This window comes from Chitinophaga sp. RAB17 (assembly GCF_052114225.1).
Lineage (GTDB): Bacteria > Bacteroidota > Bacteroidia > Chitinophagales > Chitinophagaceae > Chitinophaga.
The window spans coordinates 683344-704159 of sequence record NZ_JBFREI010000002.1; the positions used below are offsets into that span (position 1 = coordinate 683344).

General features: G+C 44.2%; 26 protein-coding genes. 8 read left to right on the forward strand and 18 right to left on the reverse strand.

The window, feature by feature from the left end; genetic code table 11:
- Nucleotides 1-12 precede the first annotated feature (12 nt).
- The 4 genes from AB4Z08_RS08815 to AB4Z08_RS08830 form a co-directional block, all read right to left on the reverse strand.
- The gene (locus tag AB4Z08_RS08815; protein ID WP_441573356.1) at nt 13-243 is read right to left on the reverse strand and encodes a hypothetical protein; all 231 of its coding nucleotides are present in this window, start codon (nt 241-243) and stop codon (nt 13-15) included.
- A 33-nt stretch (nt 244-276) separates the two neighbouring features.
- Nucleotides 277-444 carry a hypothetical protein gene (locus AB4Z08_RS08820; RefSeq protein WP_441573357.1) on the reverse strand — a complete coding sequence of 56 codons (168 nt, stop codon included), beginning with the start codon at nt 442-444 and terminating at the stop codon, nt 277-279.
- Nucleotides 445-566: 122 nt separating this feature from the next.
- The gene (locus AB4Z08_RS08825; protein ID WP_441573358.1) at nt 567-1130 is read right to left on the reverse strand and encodes a Crp/Fnr family transcriptional regulator; all 564 of its coding nucleotides are present in this window, start codon (nt 1128-1130) and stop codon (nt 567-569) included.
- Nucleotides 1131-1322: 192 nt separating this feature from the next.
- Nucleotides 1323-1736 (reverse strand): BrxA/BrxB family bacilliredoxin, encoded by a 414-nt coding sequence (locus AB4Z08_RS08830; protein WP_441573359.1) that lies wholly within the window; start codon nt 1734-1736, stop codon nt 1323-1325.
- Between the two features lie 187 nt (nt 1737-1923).
- Between AB4Z08_RS08830 and AB4Z08_RS08835 the strand changes: the two genes are divergently transcribed.
- A complete protein-coding gene (locus tag AB4Z08_RS08835) occupies nt 1924-2697 on the forward strand; it encodes a helix-turn-helix domain-containing protein (RefSeq protein ID WP_441573360.1) in 774 nt (257 codons plus the stop codon).
- Between the two features lie 40 nt (nt 2698-2737).
- Here AB4Z08_RS08835 and AB4Z08_RS08840 read toward each other — a convergent pair whose 3' ends face one another.
- A complete protein-coding gene (locus tag AB4Z08_RS08840) occupies nt 2738-3199 on the reverse strand; it encodes a YybH family protein (RefSeq protein ID WP_441573361.1) in 462 nt (153 codons plus the stop codon).
- 87 nt (nt 3200-3286) lie between these two features.
- A complete protein-coding gene (locus AB4Z08_RS08845) occupies nt 3287-3943 on the reverse strand; it encodes a GIY-YIG nuclease family protein (RefSeq protein WP_441573362.1) in 657 nt (218 codons plus the stop codon).
- Nucleotides 3944-4248: 305 nt separating this feature from the next.
- Here AB4Z08_RS08845 and AB4Z08_RS08850 point away from each other — a divergent pair, with 305 nt between their 5' ends.
- Nucleotides 4249-4716 carry an ester cyclase gene (locus tag AB4Z08_RS08850; RefSeq protein WP_441573363.1) on the forward strand — a complete coding sequence of 156 codons (468 nt, stop codon included), beginning with the start codon at nt 4249-4251 and terminating at the stop codon, nt 4714-4716.
- A gap of 97 nt (nt 4717-4813) precedes the next feature.
- On the opposite strand, the gene AB4Z08_RS08855 is transcribed toward AB4Z08_RS08850, so the two are convergent.
- The gene (locus tag AB4Z08_RS08855) at nt 4814-5410 is read right to left on the reverse strand and encodes a thioredoxin fold domain-containing protein (protein ID WP_441573364.1); all 597 of its coding nucleotides are present in this window, start codon (nt 5408-5410) and stop codon (nt 4814-4816) included.
- An 85-nt stretch (nt 5411-5495) separates the two neighbouring features.
- Between AB4Z08_RS08855 and AB4Z08_RS08860 the strand changes: the two genes are divergently transcribed.
- On the forward strand, nt 5496-6374 hold the full coding sequence (locus AB4Z08_RS08860; protein ID WP_441573365.1) for a LysR family transcriptional regulator: 879 nt from the start codon (nt 5496-5498) through the stop codon (nt 6372-6374).
- A 5-nt stretch (nt 6375-6379) separates the two neighbouring features.
- Here the strand turns inward: AB4Z08_RS08860 and AB4Z08_RS08865 are convergent, their stop codons facing one another.
- Nucleotides 6380-6796, reverse strand: a complete 417-nt coding sequence (locus AB4Z08_RS08865) for a hypothetical protein (protein WP_441573366.1) — start codon at nt 6794-6796, stop codon at nt 6380-6382.
- 302 nt (nt 6797-7098) lie between these two features.
- Between AB4Z08_RS08865 and AB4Z08_RS08870 the strand changes: the two genes are divergently transcribed.
- Nucleotides 7099-7275 (forward strand): hypothetical protein, encoded by a 177-nt coding sequence (locus AB4Z08_RS08870; protein ID WP_441573367.1) that lies wholly within the window; start codon nt 7099-7101, stop codon nt 7273-7275.
- Nucleotides 7276-7506: 231 nt separating this feature from the next.
- Here AB4Z08_RS08870 and AB4Z08_RS08875 read toward each other — a convergent pair whose 3' ends face one another.
- From AB4Z08_RS08875 to AB4Z08_RS08890, 4 genes are all read right to left on the reverse strand, one after another.
- Complete coding sequence (locus AB4Z08_RS08875) at nt 7507-8472, reverse strand: phosphatidylinositol-specific phospholipase C (RefSeq protein WP_441573368.1); 966 nt, start codon at nt 8470-8472, stop codon at nt 7507-7509.
- A 181-nt stretch (nt 8473-8653) separates the two neighbouring features.
- Nucleotides 8654-9493 (reverse strand): sigma-70 family RNA polymerase sigma factor, encoded by an 840-nt coding sequence (locus AB4Z08_RS08880; protein ID WP_441573369.1) that lies wholly within the window; start codon nt 9491-9493, stop codon nt 8654-8656.
- Between the two features lie 15 nt (nt 9494-9508).
- The gene (locus tag AB4Z08_RS08885; RefSeq protein WP_441573370.1) at nt 9509-9730 is read right to left on the reverse strand and encodes a hypothetical protein; all 222 of its coding nucleotides are present in this window, start codon (nt 9728-9730) and stop codon (nt 9509-9511) included.
- 8 nt (nt 9731-9738) lie between these two features.
- Nucleotides 9739-10197 (reverse strand): carboxymuconolactone decarboxylase family protein, encoded by a 459-nt coding sequence (locus tag AB4Z08_RS08890; RefSeq protein WP_441573371.1) that lies wholly within the window; start codon nt 10195-10197, stop codon nt 9739-9741.
- Between the two features lie 260 nt (nt 10198-10457).
- On the opposite strand from AB4Z08_RS08890, the gene AB4Z08_RS08895 reads away from it, so the two are divergent.
- Both AB4Z08_RS08895 and AB4Z08_RS08900 read left to right on the forward strand, forming a co-directional pair.
- On the forward strand, nt 10458-12287 hold the full coding sequence (locus tag AB4Z08_RS08895; protein WP_441573372.1) for a glycoside hydrolase family 9 protein: 1830 nt from the start codon (nt 10458-10460) through the stop codon (nt 12285-12287).
- A 95-nt stretch (nt 12288-12382) separates the two neighbouring features.
- On the forward strand, nt 12383-13255 hold the full coding sequence (locus AB4Z08_RS08900; RefSeq protein ID WP_441573373.1) for an alpha/beta hydrolase: 873 nt from the start codon (nt 12383-12385) through the stop codon (nt 13253-13255).
- 7 nt (nt 13256-13262) lie between these two features.
- Here the strand turns inward: AB4Z08_RS08900 and AB4Z08_RS08905 are convergent, their stop codons facing one another.
- From AB4Z08_RS08905 to AB4Z08_RS08915, 3 genes are all read right to left on the reverse strand, one after another.
- Nucleotides 13263-14366, reverse strand: a complete 1104-nt coding sequence (locus AB4Z08_RS08905) for an acyltransferase family protein (protein ID WP_441573374.1) — start codon at nt 14364-14366, stop codon at nt 13263-13265.
- A gap of 100 nt (nt 14367-14466) precedes the next feature.
- On the reverse strand, nt 14467-15006 hold the full coding sequence (locus AB4Z08_RS08910; protein WP_441573375.1) for a GNAT family N-acetyltransferase: 540 nt from the start codon (nt 15004-15006) through the stop codon (nt 14467-14469).
- A gap of 58 nt (nt 15007-15064) precedes the next feature.
- Nucleotides 15065-15880 (reverse strand): DUF6597 domain-containing transcriptional factor, encoded by an 816-nt coding sequence (locus AB4Z08_RS08915; RefSeq protein ID WP_441573376.1) that lies wholly within the window; start codon nt 15878-15880, stop codon nt 15065-15067.
- Nucleotides 15881-15962: 82 nt separating this feature from the next.
- Between AB4Z08_RS08915 and AB4Z08_RS08920 the strand changes: the two genes are divergently transcribed.
- Together AB4Z08_RS08920 and AB4Z08_RS08925 are read left to right on the forward strand one after the other, a co-directional pair.
- Nucleotides 15963-16877 (forward strand): SAM hydrolase/SAM-dependent halogenase family protein, encoded by a 915-nt coding sequence (locus AB4Z08_RS08920; RefSeq protein WP_441573377.1) that lies wholly within the window; start codon nt 15963-15965, stop codon nt 16875-16877.
- Between the two features lie 10 nt (nt 16878-16887).
- Nucleotides 16888-19404, forward strand: a complete 2517-nt coding sequence (locus AB4Z08_RS08925; RefSeq protein ID WP_441573378.1) for a TonB-dependent receptor plug domain-containing protein — start codon at nt 16888-16890, stop codon at nt 19402-19404.
- Here the strand turns inward: AB4Z08_RS08925 and AB4Z08_RS08930 are convergent.
- The 3 genes from AB4Z08_RS08930 to AB4Z08_RS08940 all read right to left on the reverse strand — a co-directional run bounded on the left by AB4Z08_RS08930 (nt 19401) and on the right by AB4Z08_RS08940 (nt 20804).
- Nucleotides 19401-20039 carry a hypothetical protein gene (locus AB4Z08_RS08930; RefSeq protein WP_441573379.1) on the reverse strand — a complete coding sequence of 213 codons (639 nt, stop codon included), beginning with the start codon at nt 20037-20039 and terminating at the stop codon, nt 19401-19403. The genes AB4Z08_RS08925 and AB4Z08_RS08930 overlap by 4 nt on opposite strands.
- 141 nt (nt 20040-20180) lie before the next feature.
- A complete protein-coding gene (locus AB4Z08_RS08935) occupies nt 20181-20609 on the reverse strand; it encodes a hypothetical protein (protein ID WP_441573380.1) in 429 nt (142 codons plus the stop codon).
- Nucleotides 20610-20612: 3 nt separating this feature from the next.
- Nucleotides 20613-20804 (reverse strand): hypothetical protein, encoded by a 192-nt coding sequence (locus AB4Z08_RS08940; RefSeq protein ID WP_441573381.1) that lies wholly within the window; start codon nt 20802-20804, stop codon nt 20613-20615.
- Between the last annotated feature and the right edge of the window lie 12 nt (nt 20805-20816).

The window sequence follows — 20816 nt, forward strand, 5'->3', positions numbered from 1 at the left end:
ATCGGGTTATGACTATATGAGGACATGGCTTTTGAGAAACCCGAAATATTTTTCATGTTCGATTTTTAAAATCTCAGGACCTTCCAGCTCATATGCTCTGAGTAAGTGATCCATGGCTTTATCCGGGATATCCATCTCGTAAAATATCTCGCCCAACCTTAAATGTATAAAAGCATTTTTATGTCCATCGGGAGCATGTAATGCTTTGGAAAAGTTTTCACCGGCTACTTTAAATGCTTTCATTAAAAAGTAGATATCTCCGATACTGGCATACAGTCATAACGATACAGCCCAATCTGTTTTAGGAAATGGTACCAGGTCAAGTGCCATTTTGAACTTTTTTAACGCGCCTTCATAATCATTCGCATCTGAAAGCAGATCTCCTGCAGTGGATAAGGCAGTAATTTCCCCATAAAGTACATCATCCATTCTAACGTCCTCCATAAATCATATTTGATGTAGTAATGAATTTTGTCCGGCGTCATTTATCGCTGCCGATTGTTTTTGCAAGACAAAAATCCGGATATTATGGATGCCCGTTTTTAACAAAAGCTAAAAAATGGTATTTAGATGTTGCTTCTTATACGGCTAAGTGTAATCTGTGACATGCCAAGGAAAGAGGCTATTTGTCCCAGGGAGGCCCTCTGCAGGATATCGGGCTGGTTGGTTATTAACTTCTGGTATCTTTCCAAAGCGCTGTCAAATTGCAGGGAGAGTGTTCTTTCTTCCAGTTCAACAAAGTATTTCTCCAGCAGGATTCTGCCGAGCCGGTTTATGTTTGGATAGGTCTTGTACAGCACTTGTAGTTCAGCGTAGCTAATTCTAAGTAGGGCAGCATCTTCTAAGATCTCAATAGTTTCGTTGCTTTTTCTTTTGGTGATTAAAGAATACATAGAAGTAATGATATCATTTTCCCTGGCGAATAAAGTAGTGGCATCTTTTCCATCCCTCGTGTAAAAGGCTCTGGCAAATCCTTTTTCAATGAAATAAATATATTCGCAGCTATGCCCTTGTTTGAGGAGAATAGTATTTTTTCTGCATGGAAGCGGGATCAGTTTACTGTTAATGGCTTGAGCCTCTTCGTCAGTTAAGTCGGCGACCTCTTTAAGCCAGGCCTGTACTTCTTGCATAGCGGGTACTTATTTTTATCTTGCCGGCCATGGCAGGCAATTTAGTCGGCGTTTCGAGTTAAATGTACATCCGAAGATAATACTAAAGAGGGAAGAAAACTCCTGTTACACGCAATCAGAAAAGGTCTGCCTATGGCAGACCTTTTCTGATTGCGTGTTTTTTATTGTCGTGTGTCAGATAAAATACAGGAATTAACAAAACTCGTCAAATACGGATTTTAAGTCATTGGCAAGCGCAGTTGCATCCCGCCCTTCAATCCTGTGTTTAGGAACGAAATAAACCAGTTCCTGGTCTTTAAAAAGGGCAATAGAAGGAGAGGATGGTGGAATATCGGCTATGTGACTGCGGAATCGTGCAGTGGCCTCCAGGTCTTGTCCGGCAAATACACTGGCAACCCTGTTGGGCTTCTTGTCATGTTCCATTGCCTGTTTGACGGCCGGGCGGGCTGATCCTGCCGCGCATCCGCAAACGCTGTTGACTACAATCATGGTAACACCGTTCTCTTTCAATATTTCATCCACACTTTCAGGGGTAGTTAGCTCCTTGACACCTACCACTGTTAATTCGTCTCTGAAGGGTTTTACTAATAAAGGGGAATAAGGCATGATATATTATTTTGAGGTGATTAAATACGACTGAAAACTTCCCATTTAACAACATGCCAAAGAAAAGGTTCGAAATTTGTTGGCGGGTCTTTTCCGCGATTTTATATCCCCTTGTAACAGGCTACATTTTTTTCCCGGAGTAGTATATTTTTCTTACATTCATCTGACCAATGATCACGTCACCCCTATGCAGTTTTCTCCTTCCCATATATTGAAACCCTACGTGCAAGGCTATTGGGTGTTTAGTACGGAAACGGATATGACCGATCAGACATTTTTTCCCAGTGGCTACATCGACTTTGCCGTCAATATTTCAGGCGGCAGCGCCAGTACCATTATTAACGGCCGGCCCATTGATATGCCCAAAGTAGAGGTGCTGGGGCAACTGACTGTCCCTACCCGGCTTTCGGTCACCAGGGGTACGGAGGTGCTCATTGCCAGGATTCACCCCCACGCCAACGCACTCTTTTTCCCTAACCCCATTGCGGAGTTTACCAATGATTCCGTTGACCTGGAAGGTCTTCTCGGAAAGGAGTCGGGCGAATTCTATGACCGGTTAATTCATGCGGGGAGCCTGGAGCAAAAAGTACGGGAGCTGGATCTTTTCCTGTTTCAACGATTACAGAAAAGCAGGAAGTTGAGCAATAAGATTACGATGCTTGAGCGGATATGCAGTCATATCAGCGCAGAAGGGGAATTATTTAATATTAAATACTTATCTGATAAATACGGCTTTTCCGAACGATATATTCAGAAGCTGTTTCTCGATAATGTGGGCCTTACCCCGAGGGCATTTTTCCAGATTCAGCGGTTCAATAAAAGTCTGCAGCTGATTCAGTCCGGGAATATCCCGCTTACCACCATTGCCTACGATTGTGGCTATTTCGACCAGGCGCATTTTATAAAGGAGTTCAAAAGATTTACAGGGCTCACACCTTCGGCCATTCGTGCCGGTGGGTGATAGAACCCTGCCAAACAAGCACGTTTGGCAGGAGGTCAAACTATTTAGGCTGACTGCTGTTAAACATGTCTCTGAACATCTTCCAGCCGTCTTTCGTCTTTTTCCAGATCACGATATATTTGCCTTCCCCCAGCATTTTTCCATTGGCGTCAAATACCTGTGTAAGGCCTTCTTCTGTTACATATTCTTCTCCATCGCCATAAACATCAAGGGTAATAATTTTTCCGTCTCTGGAGCCGGCGGCATAAACACCATCAAAGAATTTTGAAAGTCCTTCCCTTCCGCAGAAGGCAGGTGCACCGGGCATTAATAAACAGGCATCTTCTGTATACAGGCTCAGAATAGATCCATCATTTTTAGCAAACAGGCTGAAGTGAACAGCATTGGCCTTTGCAATGGCTTTTTTTGCATCATCCAGGCTGGTATGCTGCAGCGACTGTGCCATACCGTTAAGAGAGCATATGGCCATCATAAACAGGAGCACGGGGAGGGCTGATTTCATAAGTTAGTTTGTTTCTTACAAAGATCATAACTGCCAGACACCTGGAATTGTAAGAAAACGAACAAAATAGTAAATGTTGAAAATGAATCAGTACAGCTGATTATGCAATATTCTTTTGATCATTTGTATGGTAGAGCGACTCACCTGCCCTTTGTATTTTTGAAGAATGCTGGTCTCGCTGACGTTGCTGCTTAGTTCGCTGGCCACCCGCAGCCATTTGCCCAGGAATTCAGAATTGGGGGTACGGTACCGCATCAGTCTCCGGACGGTTTCAATAATAACTTTGCTGACAGTACCTTCGTGTAACTCAAAAACTTCATTGTTATTAAGTCCCAGTTTGATATCATCTACAATCCGGGAGTAATCCTGCAGGTATTTTTCATTGGCTTCCATCACCTGCAACATGGGGTTGTTGCTAAAAGTGATATCGTTATACTTACGTGGTTGTTTTTGTAGCCCTTGCAGGGCATAGTTTCTGGCCACATTATCGCAGATGATCAGGTCGTCTTTACTTAATTCAAACCATTCTCCTTTTACACGTTTATGCTGAAACAGGATATGCAGACTTTCTTCGAGGTCGGTCATATTCAATGCAGCATATTGCCGGATAACACGGAACATAACGGGCAAGTGTGTATGATAAGCCGCTAACCGCTTATGCAGGTCCTGCGTCTTGCCAATCTTATACAGGTTCTTTCCTGTATTCAGAATGTACACACATTTACCGACTTGTACTTGCTCCATGAGGTGATTTTCGCGCTTGTTAAATGAGAATTAAGATATCAATTTACGACTATGATTATTATATACAAAATTGAAGAATGACGATTTGGGTCAGGACAGCTATTAATGACTGGCTGTTATGGCAGTGTTGGCATCATCTGCAATGATAGGATGATTGGCTACTTTACACAACCCGGAACTTGCTGAAATCAAGAATATCCGCTTTATTTTAAAACCGCAAGAACCGGGTTACTATCCGTTATAGCTGCCCGTAATTTTGAATCTGTTAGTGAATAAAAACAATTGAAAAACTAAACATTCAAATTATGGGAACGCTCGAAAAAACAAAAGAAGAAATCAACAAAGCGATTGTAGGACGTTGGTTTACCAGTTTCTGGGGTGACACCTGTGACCTGTCAATCGTAGACGAACTGGCCGCGCCAGATATGCTGTTGCAGTATTCACTGCACGAACCCAGGAAAGGACATGAAGATATCAAAGCTTTCATGACTGATTTCCGTGCTGCTTTCCCGGATCTTAATTTTTGGGGGGCAGCCGACCTTATTGCTGAAGGCGATTACGTAGTGGGTCGCTGGGAAGGCGGAGGAACGCATACAGGGCCGGCTTTCAGTGATTTTTTAGCAGGATCTTTACCTGCGGCTACCGGGAAAAAGATGCACTTTACAGGAACCACTGTGCTTAAAATTGAGAACGGTAAAATTGTAGCAGAAATAGGGCTGGATGATGGTGTTACTGCCTTACAGCAACTAGGGCTGCTTAAAACAGTTAAATAACACAATGCAGGTGTCTCCCAGGAAATGGAGGCACCTGCTCTTGTTAGATGGATTTTGTTTACCCATTGCCGGATAATACCGGGGGCTCAAATATTTTTTATATTTCTGCAGGTAAAATATCTGCCTTCTCTGCCCACGTAGAACCAGGATAAGTGGCTATCAGCTTGTTCCAATAAGGCACTATATCCCTGAAATCTTTCCGGTTGGCAAAGAACGATGCCACGCCGGCCCAGTACATGACTTCCTGATCCAGCGCCGGGTACTCCGCTGCGATGGTGAGATGACCCAATAACTCCAATGCTTCTGCATGTTTTCCCTTGCGCATTAACATGGCTCCATGGCCGATAGATAGTTCTATGATAAACTGTTTGGGTGAATGATATCCTGCTACGTTACGCACGACTGCACCATCCGGTGAGTATATGTATAGTGCCGGCGTCCATTGCAGCGCATTAGGCAGATAGGCTTTGGAAAATTCCCTGGTTATTTTGCTGGCGTGATATTTCACCAGCACATAGTTTTGATCCAGGTATTCCTGTACAGATGCATCTTCATAGGTGATCGCATCCATCCGCTCACAACCTTTACAATTGGTATTCCAGAAATCTATCAACACCGGCTTTTGTGTGGCCCGCGCCAGTTCAAAAGCACTGTCTACATCTGTTTCGGTAAATTTTTTTATGACTGTTTCCATGGCATATTTTTTTATTTGTCAAAGGTAGGTTGTCGTGATTCATGAGTAAAATGAATAGTTTTCGTACTTTTAATTAAAAATATTCATGATTATAAGCAACGATCTGCTCCTGGTGCAACGTATTGTAGAACATGGATCTCTTACCAAAGCCGCCGACAGCCTGTTTCTTACACAATCAGCCTTAAGTCACCAGCTAAAAGACCTGGAGAACAGAACTGGCCTGCCTGTTTTTGAACGGGTAAATAAGAAGCTCCTGCTCACACATGCCGGAAGACGCATTATGGAAAGTGCCGGCGCGATCCTGCCACAACTGTCCCGCTTAAATGAGGATATACACGCCTTTAAAAAAGGCAAGGTCTCCAGCCTGCGCATCAGCACAGAATGCTATACTTGTTATCATTGGTTGCCGGAAATTATTACCCGCTTAAAATCCCGGATAGAACAGGTGGAAATATCGATCGTAGTGGGAGCTACACAAAGGCCACTGGAATACCTGTTGAACGGAGAACTGGATCTGGCGATTGTTTCAGAGAAACCGGATCATCCGGCTATCTATACCACCAATTTATTTTCAGATAACCTGGTGGTGGTGTTACCACGCAATCATCCCTATGCGCGTACAAAAACAGCGCTTACCGCTGCTGATTTTGTTACGGAGGATCTGCTGATATACGATGGTTATGGCACGCATAATCATTTTTCGAAAGAGTTTTTCCGGGAAACGAAACCGAAAACCACCACGCGTATTCAACTGACGGAAGCCATCGTTGAAATGATCAATGCGGGTATGGGGATTGGCATTTTCGCCACCTGGGTAATTGCTCCCTACCTGAAAAGTAAGGATATCGTGACCCTGCCGTTGAAGTCACCTCTCAAAAAGAGGGTGTGGAGAGCGGCCAGCCTGAATAAGAGCCACCCGTTGATACCTTTGTTTGTATCTGCTGTGAAGGAGTATTTTCAATAAGTTGCTTAACTATTATCCGACTGAGAAAGCTTTTTATCTTTTGCTTTAAAAGTATCGTTGAAATAGATCCGTGTGAAGGTCACCAGGTAAATAAAGACAAAAAGTGAAAGTAGCAACGGCATAGCCTCAAATACGCAGATCTTTAACAGTAAAGCTTCCAGCAGCAGCAGGCCAACCAGGTACCAGTTACAGGAGGCACGTTTCGGCGCTTCTTCGCAACGCTTCAGCAGGTAGGCACATGGCCACACAAACAGTATGGCATCGATGATAATAAGCGGGATGCAATAAAAAATAATCATTCCGAAAAAGCCGGCTAAGGCCTGCAGGCGGTCGTGGGACATAAAAATAGCTACCATTAGCAGGATAGGGATATTTCTTAAAAGGAAATAGAAGAGGAACTTTTTTATGACGGCTTTACTCATCTGGGAAACGCAGACTGTTTTCAGGAACAGGAAATAGGCACAGTCTTACACACTAATATACAGATATATTTAATTTATTTCCTTGAAAATGCCACAGCGCCGATCATCAGATCGGCGCTGTATAACGCGTGCTTCGTGAACAGGGCAGGATTCGAACCTACAATACTATACAATCATTGCCAGTGTGCTCGTCAGGTTAGCCACCTGTGTGGGTAGAAATGCAGGAAAATCGCCACACCACTGGATAATTGGATCTGCATTAACTATATAGTGCGGTCCCAGTCCGCAACCTGTTCATCATATTGAGTTTGGATCCCCGTGAGCTGGCATGGATACCATCTGTTTCCGGTACTCATAGTACCGGCATACACGCAGGTATGTGTCAGAGGAATGCTGCCAACCAGGTGCAGGAGCAGGAAAGGGTTTTCACTAACTCCACTATTGATATCGGGGCATATATTATTGCATCGGCTATTTAAAGTTATTTTGAGTCAAAGGATATGTTATTTTATTTTGGAGGCCTTCTGATTTAACAAATCTGTTATAAAAAGGTTCGAAATATATATTGTCATTATGGAAAAAAAAGTCCTCTTGTAAGGACGAGGTTTTTTATAATTAGGATGCCTTATAAATGTAGCATGTTAACTACAAAAAAAATATAGCCATCTGCAGATGGCCATATTTTTTAAAATAGCAAATTATTTTCTACTCTAGAAATTCGTATTAATAATCAACGTATTCCTATCGGCTGCGGCGAAATCCATTGGAAGAATCCCATACCTGCCATGCGTATTAGTGGTAAAGTAAGTATTGATCCGTGGATTAATATTATTTGAAACGGTGGTAATACTTGGAATACCAAAGATCAACGATTTATATCCACTGGTGAAGTTGATGTACAATACTGACTGGCTGCCGTTTTTGGCTTCTGTTAATAAATTGGTGATACCAGTCCACTTTGCATTGTTATCAGGAACTACATATTGATCCTGTACACGTAAACTGGAGTTGGCGTTGTTAATAGAGAAGGTAGTATTATCGGACCAGTTAGTCGCTTCAATGCCCTTAGGTGTATTGGAAGCGCCGAATCTTCTCAGCAGTACAATTTTACCTCTTACCTGGCCAAGGTTGGGTACCGCATCACCTAGGTACCATTTTGATGGTTGCAGTGCGGTGTAGCTGTCAAATGTTTGTTCAAATGAACGGGTGTTGTTGGTAGGATCATATTCCTCTTTCACGCACATCACGATGGTTTCTGTGGGATTGGTGGCGAGGAAGTCATAACAGGCGGTTAATACATCTGTGAAGTTTAGGTTCTGATAAATAGAACCGTGGTGGATAGCAAAAGCATCTCCAATGTGACGGCATCTGATGTCGAGGAAACGGGTACCTGCATCCAGTTGTTCACGGATGCTGAGATTCTGACATTTGGCAGTACCGCCAATGGGCTCATTTCGGGCGCCGCTATCATGTGTACCTGGAATAGATAAATTGCTGATATTGGTATTGTCGGCAATAGATCCCATCCATGCGGTGAGCGATACGGTGAGCGTGTTGGCAGTGAGGCTGTTTTTTCCTGTTTCAATGCCGGTATTGGCAGTTGGGTTTACCAGGTCTTTTTTACAACCAAAAAGGGAGAACGCGGCCAGGGCCAGAAAAAGGGTTTTCTGCTTCATAGTGGAAAATGTTTATACTTAAAAATACACCGGAAAATCGTTTTTGCATCGCAGTGAAAATTAAATATCGGTTAATAGTGAAGAGAGATATTAACCGCAAAAGGACATCAATGTTGACGACCGGGAGAAACATGATCACGTTGCGGGTGGAGACAGTTTTTCTGCTCCACCCATCACTGTTTTATTTCACCGAAACTGATTTCAGCTTGTCCGGGTCTACTACATTGCTGACCTGGAATATTTTCCCATCTTCCGCAGATACACTCAATATCTGACAGGCCACCAGTGTGGTGTCATTGTAATACAGCAGTGCCGGCTGGTGATTGATTTCGGCCGTTTCTACCCTGAAGGCCGCATCGTATTTCTCGTAAATATAGAGTAACAGCTCCGCCACTTCCTGCAGGCCAATAGAAATCTTTTTCACCACACTCATCTTGCTACCGCCATCTGCAAAGAAGGTAACATCGCGGGAGAGCAGGTTTTCAAGCGCATGTGTATCCCGGTTCCTGATAGCATGAATAAAATTGTTGAGCATACCGGATGGCACTACTTTCCGGTTGGTAGTGGGTTGCCGCGATTCGTTTAGTCTTGTACGTGCCCTGCTCAGCAGCTTCCTGGATCCTTCTGTGGTGATAGCCAGTACTTCCGCAATCTCTTCGTGGGAATAGCCAAAACTCTCTTTCAGAATAAATACGGCCCGCTCTTTTGGATTGAGTTGCTCCAGTAATACCAGCATAGAATAAGACGCAATATCGTGCAGGTTGATATTAGTATCCGCTCCCTCTGTAGCTACCGGTTCGGGTAGCCACACATCTCCCAGCTTTACCTGCTTTTTCTTTTGCTTGATATTGAGCGCCTGGTTAATCACACTTTTAATCAGGTAGTTCTTCTCATTTTCTATGCCCTCTTTGGACGCAGCCAGGTAATTGTATAATACATCCTGGATGGCATCCTTAGCATCTTCAACAGCCCCTAAGATATTATAGGCGTACGGAAATAATATAGTCTGATAATCTTTCACCACAGATGATTTAGGTTATTTGAACCAGCCCGATAAAAGGCGGGTATACAAGGGCACAATAATATAGAATACTGTTGGAACTATAATGATTGTCAATATAAATGTTCTTAACACCAGCGGCAGCAATAGCAGCAGGTCGCCGAATAAATAGAATGTAAGGGTGATCAGGGGGAAAATAGCCAGCCAGATAATGAAGGCCATTTTATGTTGATTGTTTTTATTGGAATGTGTCATCATGAATATGTTTAAAACTGTCCTACTTTGTAATTACCGGGTGTAGTGCGAAATGCTTTGTTAATCCTGTTCCAGGCATTGATCTGGGCAATAGCTACTGTCAGATCAGCTATTTCAGCCTTGGTAAATAAGGCGGATAAAGTGGTGTACAATTCGTCACTTACTTCTTCCCGGCTGGTATTCGTCAGCACTTCAGCGAGGGCCAGTGCAACTCTTTCTTTATCGCTGTAGTACGGACATTCTCTCCAGGCCACCAATGAATGCAGACGCTGTTCTGTTTCTCCCATGTGGATTGATTCTTTATGATGTGCATCCAGGCAATAGGCGCAACCATTGATCTGGGATATTCTGTATTTCATCAGCTCCAGCAATTTCAGGTCGGCCCCTGATTTTTTGAAGTAAAATTCAGTCTTCATTAATCCGTCAAAAAGCCCTTTGGTCGTATCCTGATAAGAAATTCTCTGTTCCATTTTGTGTCGTTTTTATTTTTTAATTGATGTGTTACGGTAATAAGACAGAACACGGGAGCAAAACGTGACAGGATGTGTTACTTTTTTTTAAGAAACGTGACGAATTATTTTTAATTCATTGATAATTAAAAGTTTATTGCTAATTATTTTTAATTGCAATCCCCCTTTCATCCATGTAATATTTACGGATCTTAATGTCTGATTGATTATTTTAGGGAGGTATTACTATCACAAACCTTATCTCCTTATAATTATCCATCATGAAATTTTTCATACGCATTGTATCCTTCCTGTTGCTATTGCTGCCAGGACTAATAGCTGCCCAACCCATTAAAGTACTCATCAATCATATCGGTTATGAATACAATCAGCCTAAGCAAGCTATTGTGATTGCCGAAACAAAAGCACCCATTAATAGTTTTGAACTGCTGGAAACAGCAACAGGTAAAAAAGTATACGAAGGAAAAGTCACTTACAGCGGCCCGGTGAGTCAATGGAAACACTGGTTGTTCTGGACCATCGACTTCAGTGCCTTTAAAACGACCGGGAACTACCTGGTACGCATCAACGTAGCTGGTAAGCCAGTATCTTCCTATCCTTTCTCTATTAACAAAAATGTACTGGAACAGGCTACCATCTCAGATGTTATCTATTATTTCAAAGGGCAAAGAAGCTCCGGGCTGTTGGATCAGGCAGATCATCACCTGCTGCTATCCGGTAAAACAACAGACACCATAGACGCCCACGGAGGTTGGTATGATGCAACCGGCGACTACGGTAAACATCTTTCTCACCTGTCTTTTTCCACCTATTTTAACCCACAACAGATTTCCCTTACTGTATGGAGTTTGCTTAAAACAGAAGCCTTATTAAAACAAAAGCCAGGTACCGATTACCGTCAATATCTCCGGAGAATACTGGACGAAGCGATGTATGGCGCTGATTACCTGGTGCGGCTGAAAGCGCCCAATGGTTCCTTTTACCGTTCTGTACATGCTCCGGGGGCGGGCAAACAGGCAAAAGACCGCGCGATACGTGAAGAAGATAAAGGCTATCGCATTAAACAATCGAAAGACCAGGCTTTCAGCAGCACCGTGGAAAACAATAACTGGCGTAGCTACCAGTCCAGTTACCGCTCAGGAGCCGGCCTCTCTATTGCGGCACTGGCTATTGCTTCCACTTATGATACCTCCGGTGAATACACTAACGCTACCTATCTGAAAACAGCGGAAGAGGCTTTTGCCTTCCTGGAAAAGGAGAATAGCAAAATGACCAATGATGGTAAAGAGAATATTGTAGATGATTATTGCGCATTGAGTGCTGCAACGGAATTATACAAGGCCACCAAGAAACCCGAATACCTGGCTGCTGCCGGCAAAAGGGCGCAGCAGCTGATGGACCGGCTGATCACCAGTGGCAAATATGCCAATTACTTCAGGGCAGATGATAAAGACAGACCTTTCTTTCACCCGTCAGATGCCGGTTTACCTGTGATCAGCTTATTGAACTTTTATCCGCTGGCGGCGGCCAATGTGCAACCCCGGTTAAAAGAAACGATCCGTAAGTACATGCAGTATGAACTGGCACTAACAGCGGAAGTAAATAATCCGTTTGGCTACAGCCGGCAGTACACAGAAGATACGGCCGGGATAAGGAAAACGACTTTCTTCTTCCCGCATGGTAGTGAGGCATCTCCCTGGTGGCAGGGTGAAAATGCAAGACTGGGCTCTATTGCCGCTGCCGCCAGAATGGCTGCGCATTTCTTTGAAGCGGACAAACCCCTGCACGACAGCCTGGAAACGCTGGCACTCAACCAGCTCAACTGGATCCTGGGACTCAATCCCTATGATGCCTGTATGTTACAGGGTAGTGGTCATAATAATCCCGCCTACGGCTTCTTTGGCACATTTGAATATACCAATGCGCCAGGTGGAATTGTAAACGGGATCACCTCCGGACTGGAGAATGAAGCGGATATTGATTTCAATCTTTCCTACGCCAGTACCGGAAAGGACTACGACTGGCGCTGGGCTGAACAGTGGCTGCCACATGCTGCCTGGTACCTGCTGGCGGTGGCAGAAAAATGGTGAAGCAATTGTTAATCATTTTACTTTCTGAATTGTAAAACATACTTGGGGGCTAAAAATTTTTCTTTTGACAGATAATTCAACATAATTATCTGCGCATGAAAAAGCTTTTGGCCCTTCTTGTTTTTCCGCTGGCATTATTTGTTACCCGTTTAAAAGCCCAGGAGATATTGCCTCTCTACAAAGATTCTATTCCCAACAGTATCGGCAAAACGGCTCCCGCAGATGCACCCACTATTTCCATTTATAAACCGGAAAAGCCCAATGGCACAGCCGTGATTATCTTTCCCGGGGGCGCCTACGCTTTCCTCGCCTTCGATGAAGAAGGTATTAAAATAGCAGAAGCATTTAAAACCAAAGGCGTGACCGCCTTCGTGGTGAAATACAGACTGCCTTCAGACGCCACCATGCGCGACAAAAGCATGGGCCCCTTACAGGATGCCCAACAGGCCATTAAACTTGTAAGAATGAATGCGGATAAGTGGGGGCTGGATAAGAGTAAGATAGGTATCGCAGGCTATTCCGCCGGAGGGCACCTGGCGTCTACGTTAGGCACCCATAGCGCCAGAAGCTATATTCCCAATAAAGAAAATACGGACCTGCGCCCGGATTTCATGATCCTGGTATATCCTGTTATCAGCATGAATAAAGACCTTGCTCATGTAGGTTCAAAAATCAACCTGATCGGAGAGTCGCCTACCGCCGAAAAGATTGCATTCTTTTCCAATGAGGAATGGGTCAACAATAACACACCTCCAGCTTATATTACGCACGCCAACGATGATATGGTTGTAAGTGTCAATAACAGTGTTGCCTTCTATCAGGCCATGCTGAAAGGGGGGATTCCCGCAGAACTGCACCTGTTTCCCACAGGCAACCACGGATTTACCCAACGGTTACCCGTATACGAATGGCTGGATCCTATGATCTGGTGGATGAAAAGAGGGGGCTGGTTACCCAATACCCCCTGATATTGAGTCATGGCATAGCAGCGCGAACAGGAGGTTGTTGTACAGGTGGCTTGGAATGCAGCAGTTTTATCAACGGGCGTTCTACCTTCAGATAGAAAAAAATGCCCGCTCCCACTGCCAGCACCATATGTACCAATATGGAAAGATCCGGATTCCAGAAGAAGCCAGTTTGTATATACACCTGCGTCAGTACATAGAAGAGTGTATAGTGCGTTAAATAAATGGAATAAGATGCATCCCCTACCAGGAGACCAAAGCGATTATTCCATAGCCTGGCAAATACTCCTTTCTTTTCCAGGAAAATACAGCCGGCCAAAATAAATGCACTGGGTAAGCCCCACAGCAATACCCGTTTCAAGCTGCCGGTACCACCAGTTACACTGCTTAATTCTGAAATGTTCCCAAAGCCATAAATGATATTATAAACATATCCTGCCAGGCCCAGTATCAGCAGTCCCGCGGCTACTCCGGTAGCCACTTTGGCATGCCGGTACAGCCAATAAATAATTACACCAAAGAGAAACTCCAGCATAATTGGATTGGTATAGAATATCAGCCTGAAATCAGTAGGGTGTAAAAGCCGGCCGATAACTACCAGCGCAGGAATAACAAGTAACAGCAATAATGCCTTATTTTTTACACGGCATAAAATCAGCAGGAAAAACAACATGTAGAACCACCACTCATAACTGAGTGACCAACCCACTATCAAAGTGGGGGCCAGCCATTTCTGCGAGTTCAATACTGGTAACATTAAGGCGGTGTCCTTCAACCCATTTAATACTGCTATTACAGGATAGAACTTATCAAAAAAACAAAACATCACCATGAACAGCAAACTGGCCACATAATAAATAGGATTGATTCTTAAAAAACGCTTCTTCAGAAAATCAACACCTTCCCTTGCTCCAAAATAGCTGTTAGCCACGTAACTGATGATAAAACCCGATATCCCAAAGAACAGGTCCACACCTATGGCGCCAAAGTTTTCCAGGAAATAGAATTTTTGCTGATGAGATACGGAAAAGGCTTCCTGAGTATCAATAGCATGTACGTGTACAACGAGAATGACTGCTATCGCGCGTAAGAACTGTATGCTGTTAATCTTCATAAATGGGATACTGATTTTGAGGGTAAAGGGTTGGCTCCTTATTAGTGTACAGCAAGTTAATGCAGCCCGCTGTAACTACACCTCAGTCAGTATCGCCCGCTCAGTAACGTTGTGCCCACTCTTCCCGGCTGATCTTAAACCAGTTATGAAGCACCTGGTCGAGCTGAAAAGTTTCCTGCATTTTAAATCCGGTTTTTTCCAACACCCGGTTGGAGCCGATATTCTCTACATCTGCACAGGCATAAATAGCATCCGGTTTCAATTGATTAAATCCATAGTTCAGTGAAGCGATGGTGCATTCAGTGGCATAGCCCCTGCCCCAGTATTTTTTTATAAACCGATAACCCAGATCGTAGTAATCTACGTGGTTGTTAAATGGTATGGTGATTAGCTTTAATCCAGCCCAACCTACAAAGTTGTCGGTATCTTTTTCAATGACTGCCCATCTTCCAATACCATTCTCTTTGTATTGCTGCCGGATAAAATTGATTTTTTCACGGGCTTCTTCTATGGTGGTAATGAGCTGGTTGGTCAGGTACCGCTGTACTTCCGGGTCTGAGTCCAGCTCAAACATGCCGGGGCCATCGGCCGGAATCAATTCTCTCAGAATCAGTCGGGCGGTAGATACAAATATCTCCATACAGTCTTTTTCTTTATTTACTGCCCAATTTAAAGGAACCCGCCGATAAGACAAACACCTATTTGGCCATCAACAGAAAATTCGCTGTTACTTCAGAAGATTTTTTTTGATACTGGTAAGGGGAGAAGCCTGCAAACTCTTTGAAGGCGCGTATATAGTGGGATTGGTCGGCATAATCGTTTTCGAAAGCAATATCAGATAGCTTACTGTAATTGTTGCTCCTCAACTGCGCCAATGAATTTTGAAAACGGCATATCCGGGAAAATAATTTGGGAGAGATGCCTACGCCCTGTTTGAACCGGCGCTCAAAACTTCTTTCTGTTAACTGCAATTGCTCCTGCAGGTCTTTTAGCGAAATGCTGCCGTTGGATTGTATAATACGGGATAACGCAAATTGTGTGATATCATCTGCTGCCCCCTCGTTTTTGTTGATCTGGTTAAACAAGAATGCTGCAATCACATCAATTTTTCCTGTCATGGAAGTGGTATCAGATAATTTCTCAGCGAGATAAAAATCTTTGGAAGCTTCCAGCAGATCCAGATCTAAACAGGTATTGGTTAGTTCATCCGCATTTAATCCGAAAATAGATTTCAATGCATTGGGATAACAACAAACACCTATGGAACAAAAAACACCTGTTAAATGTAATTCTGTGTACTTGGTCGTTTGACCGTACAGCAATAGATCCGGCAATTGTTTATCGTCCAGGAAAAAAGTACTGTTAGGCGATTGCTGAAAAATTAATCCGGGACAGCCATCCGCTACGGGCCCGAATATATGAGGTAAATGTTCGGTACCACTACTCTCCAGTGTCCAGAAATAACGGACATGGTTTTTAAGATAAGATGGCGGTGGTAGTTCCTGGTACTTCATTATAAAGGTAATCTTACCTTCAAGGTAAGAATTTTTACTGATTTCCTAATAATCTACTAGATTTGTAGACTAATTAACACCCATGAGAAAAGACTTACACCGTTTTATCAGCTGCCTGGTACTCGTTTTAGTGACCAGCTATGGATTTGCTCAAAACAAGATTGTGGTTTTCCAATCCGACTTCGGCCTGAAAGATGGCGCCGTTTCCGCTATGAAGGGAGTGGCTTCCGGCGTTTCATTCGACCTGAAACTATATGACCTTACACACGAAATCCCCGCCTATAATATCTGGGAAGCAGCCTATCGGCTGGAACAAACGGTGCCCTACTGGCCGGCAGGAACCGTGTTTGTATCTGTGGTAGATCCCGGGGTAGGTACCAGCCGGAAATCAGTGGTCCTGAAAACAAATAGCGGCCATTTTATTGTGACACCAGACAATGGCACCCTGACGCTCGTGGCCAAATCGCTCGGCATTGCAGAGATACGGGAAATTGACGAAGCCGTGAACCGCCGTAAAGATTCCCAGAAATCATACACTTTCCACGGCAGGGATGTATATGCTTATACCGCCGCAAGACTGGCAGCCGGCACCATCAGCTATGAACAGGTAGGTCCTGTATTGCCTAAAGAGGTGGTAAATATTCCTTACCAGACAGCTGTGCTGGAAGGTGGAAAGCTGAAAGGAAACATTTCTATCCTGGATGTACAGTATGGTAACATCTGGACGAATATCACCGCGGATTTAATAAGCCAGCTGCAACTGAAATATGGCGATGTGCTGCACGTAACCTTCTTCCACAAGGGCAAAAAAGTATATGAAACCAACGCACCGTACAGCCAAACTTTTGGTGCAGTAGCAGAAGGCCAGCCATTGAGCTACCTCAATAGCTTAATGCAATTGTCGTTTGCCCTCAATATGGGCGACTTTGCCGCCACACATCATATTGGAAGTGGAAGTGAATGGAGTGTAGAAGTAACCGTTTCACGTAAACAATAACCAACGCCTGATGATAAAAATTTTATTCCCTGCCTCTTTTCTTGTACTGGTCAGCGGTATTGCACAAGCCCAAAAGGTAGCAGATACTATTCCTGCGCCTGCGGTGCGCACGCTGAATGAAGTTGTAACGGTGGGTACCCGCAGCAGCGGCCGTACCCGCCTGAATACGGTGGCGCCGGTAGATGTGTTTCACATCTCTAAATTACAGATCCTTGCCCCGCAAAATGACCTGAATCAATTGCTGCAGTATATCTCTCCTTCCTTTAACTCCAACAGACAATCCTCTTCTGACGGAAGTGAGCATATTGATCCGGCCAGTATCCGTGGCCTTGGACCAGATCAGTTGCTGGTACTGATTAACGGAAAACGCCGTCATACTACCTCGCTGGTCAATAACCAGGGAACAGTAGGTAACGGTTCTGTAGGCACCGATCTGAACGCTATTCCCGCTTCAGCGATCGACCGGGTGGAAGTGTTGCGCGATGGCGCCTCCGCCCAATACGGCTCAGATGCTATTGCCGGTGTGATCAACATTGTGCTGAAGCAAAATACACATCAGCTGTTTGCTGCCGTAACAGGCGGCGTTACCTCCCGCGGCGATGGTGGCCTGGGACAGCTGAGCCTGAACTACGGCACCGGCCTGGGCAAACAGGGGGGCTACCTCAACATCAGCGGAGAAGCCTACCAGAGAGGCAAAACTACCCGGGCACAAAATAATAACCTGATTATCTTCGATCAGTCTGCCCTGGATAATTTTTTCTCCTATGATTTTGCCGGCGATCCTGCAGCCTCCCGGAAGTATGACGATGATATGCTGAAACAGAAAGGACTGAAAAGAGATGATTTCAATTTCCAGATCGGCGATGCACAAATAAAAAACGGAGGTGTATTCTATAATTTATCATTGCCCTTTAACAACGGGAAAAGCGAATTCTATTCTTTCGGGGGCTATAGCTACAGGCAGGGACAGGGTTTCGGCTTCCGGCGCCTCCCAAGCGATCCTACAGTGAATGTATACCACATTTTCCCGGACGGTTTTCAACCGACAACAGACTCGCGTATCCACGACCGTTCTATTGCAATAGGACTGAAGCATAAGCTGGGTGCCTGGCAGGCAGATCTGAGCAATACCCTAGGTGATAACCGCTTCGATTACCGGGTAGATCATACAGTGAATGCTTCCCTGCAGGATGCTTCTCCTACGGAGTTTAAAGCCGGTGGTCATGAGTTCCTGCAAAACACGACTAACCTCGATTTCAGCCGCCGATTTACACAGGTGGCCGCAGGTCTCAACCTGGCCTTTGGCGCCGAATTTAGGGTAGATGATTACCGCATCCGGGAAGGAGAAGAAGCTTCCTGGAAAAATTATGCATTGGTCACCAACCCCGATGGTACGGTCACCAATCCTTCCGGCCTGGCCGGTGGATCGCAATCTTTTACCGGTTTTTCTCCACAGAATGCGATTCATAAAAACAGGAATAATACAGGTATTTATATAGATGGAGAACTGGATGTGACCTCCAGATGGTTAATCAGCGCGGCAGCGCGTCTGGAACATTACAGTGATTTTGGAACAGCACTCAGTGGTAAACTGGCTACCCGTTACAAAATATCAGACGTATTTAACGTACGGGGTGCCGTGAGCAATGGTTTCCGCGCACCTTCTTTACACCAGCAGTATTTCAGTGCGCTGAGTACAGATATCTTACCGGATAACACACTCGGGCAATCCGGGTTTTTTACCAATCAGAGCAATGTTGCAAAGGCACTGGGTATTCCTAAATTAAAACAGGAAACGTCTGTTAACTACAGCCTTGGCTTTACTGCACAGGCAGCCCGTAATTTCAGCATTTCAGTAGATGGCTACCTGACCAATATTAAAAACAGAATTGTACTCACCGGCAGCTTTGGATTTGATGCGAGTGGAGAACCGGTACCAGCAATACAAAATATTATTAATCCACTGGGCGCCACGTCTGCCCGCTTTTTCAGCAATGGCATAGATACCCGCACGGTAGGGATAGATGTAGTAGCAGATTACAATATCCGTACAGGACCACATAGCTTTAATGCTTCTCTGGGCTTCAACTACAACAAGAATAAGATTACCGGCGATCTGCATATTCCGGCAGGGTTAAAAGGACAGGAGCCGATTTTCTTTTCGCCTAACGACAGTATCCTGATTACAGAAGGTACCCCCAGGGTAAAAGCAAATTTATCGCTCACGTATGGTTACAAGAAATTCAGTGTATTGTTACGCAATGTATACTTTGGAGAAGTGTCACGTAATAGTTTTCCATTTGGAGAAGTACAGGTACACAAAGGTAAAGTAGTAACCGACCTGTCGCTCAGCTATGCTTTGAAACCAGTGGTGATTACTATCGGCGCCAATAATATCCTGGATGTTTTCCCGGATAAACAGGTATATGATAATAGTTATTTTGGTGTGTTTAAATATGCGTCTGTACAAATGGGATCACTGGGCTCTTTTTACTTTGCCAGGGTAGCCATTAATATCAATCATTAAAAAGCATACATCACCGCCACGCCATAAATATCGGGCTGTCTTTTGCTCACACTTTTCATGTAGGAAAACTTAATGTCAATACCTTCATGTGTGCGCTTAGACAGCTTGATACGCATGCCCAGGTTGCCTATAGGGCCATAGGAGTTTTGCATCGTGGAATCCGTGTAGTGGTTGCCGTTACGGTCTACATGCTCCAGGTTTACCGGGCCATAGTGATAACCAAAGCCACCTCCCACAAAAAAGCCAAATTTGTTTTCATTGATTTTTGAAGAAAGTCCGGCAAAATTCAGGTTAATAATAACAGGAATATCTACCATCCATCTTCCCTTGGTTTGAGGACCACTATCCTCATTATCATCATAGTAGTAATAGTCATCGCCAACGTAGTAACCCTCAGAGCCTCCACCACTGCCGCCGGAACCACCCACACTCAATGGAATACCTACAGATACCGACATTTTTTTGGTTTCCATCAGGTTAAAACGGGGCGAGTAAGTGATAGCAGCACTCACAACATTTCTCATCCGGGAAGTATGATCAATGAAGGTGGATATACCTATTGCATGCATAAAACTTTGTGAAAAGGTGTTAACACCTGCGAGACAAGCTACAGCTAACAAAATAAACTTTTTCATATCGGGTAATTACGGGATGATCGGCTACAAAATAAACGGTAAGGCAATGGTGTGAAAATTGCAAAAATCGCTCCAAGAGTTATTGCCTTGCCTTTTGGTATCCCGTGAGACATTGGTACAGAAATAAGTTATTTCCCTTTTTTAATGCGCTAACAGCAAGCCCATACTATACACATCGGTGTGGTATCTCGTTAAACTTTTCATGTACGATATTTTGAATTCCAGGAAGTAACCTTTGCCGGTATTCATTCGGAATCCTGCATTGGCAACAAGTCCGACCGCATTTCTCAGCTTAGGGGGACCATATAACGGACCATTTTTATTTTTTACATTATCCATTACTTTATTCACTGGCCCGAGGTGATAAGCTAACCCGCCGCCTGCAAAATATCCCATTGTCCGGACTATATTCTCTTCTGCTATTTTAGTTGCACCTGCTCCCCTATTAAAATTAAAGATGACCGGTGCATCCAGCATAAACCATCGCCTGACAGGCGCATACACTTCATTACCATCAATATCAGTACCCGTCCGGCTACTGAGTGAACCAACACCTATGCTGAGCGGCATGCCCTACGACAGGGCTGTTTCATTACTTTCTTTCAGGTTATACCGGTAGTAAAAATTTAACGTCCGGGAAGGAAAAGCAGAAGATCCGGGGCTTTTATCAATGAAAAGCTGGGTACCAATCGTGAAGAAGGAAGATTGAGAAAAAACAGGCAAGCTGGAAAAAAAGGCAACAGCTAACAAAGCAAATTTTTTCATGGGTAACGCGGG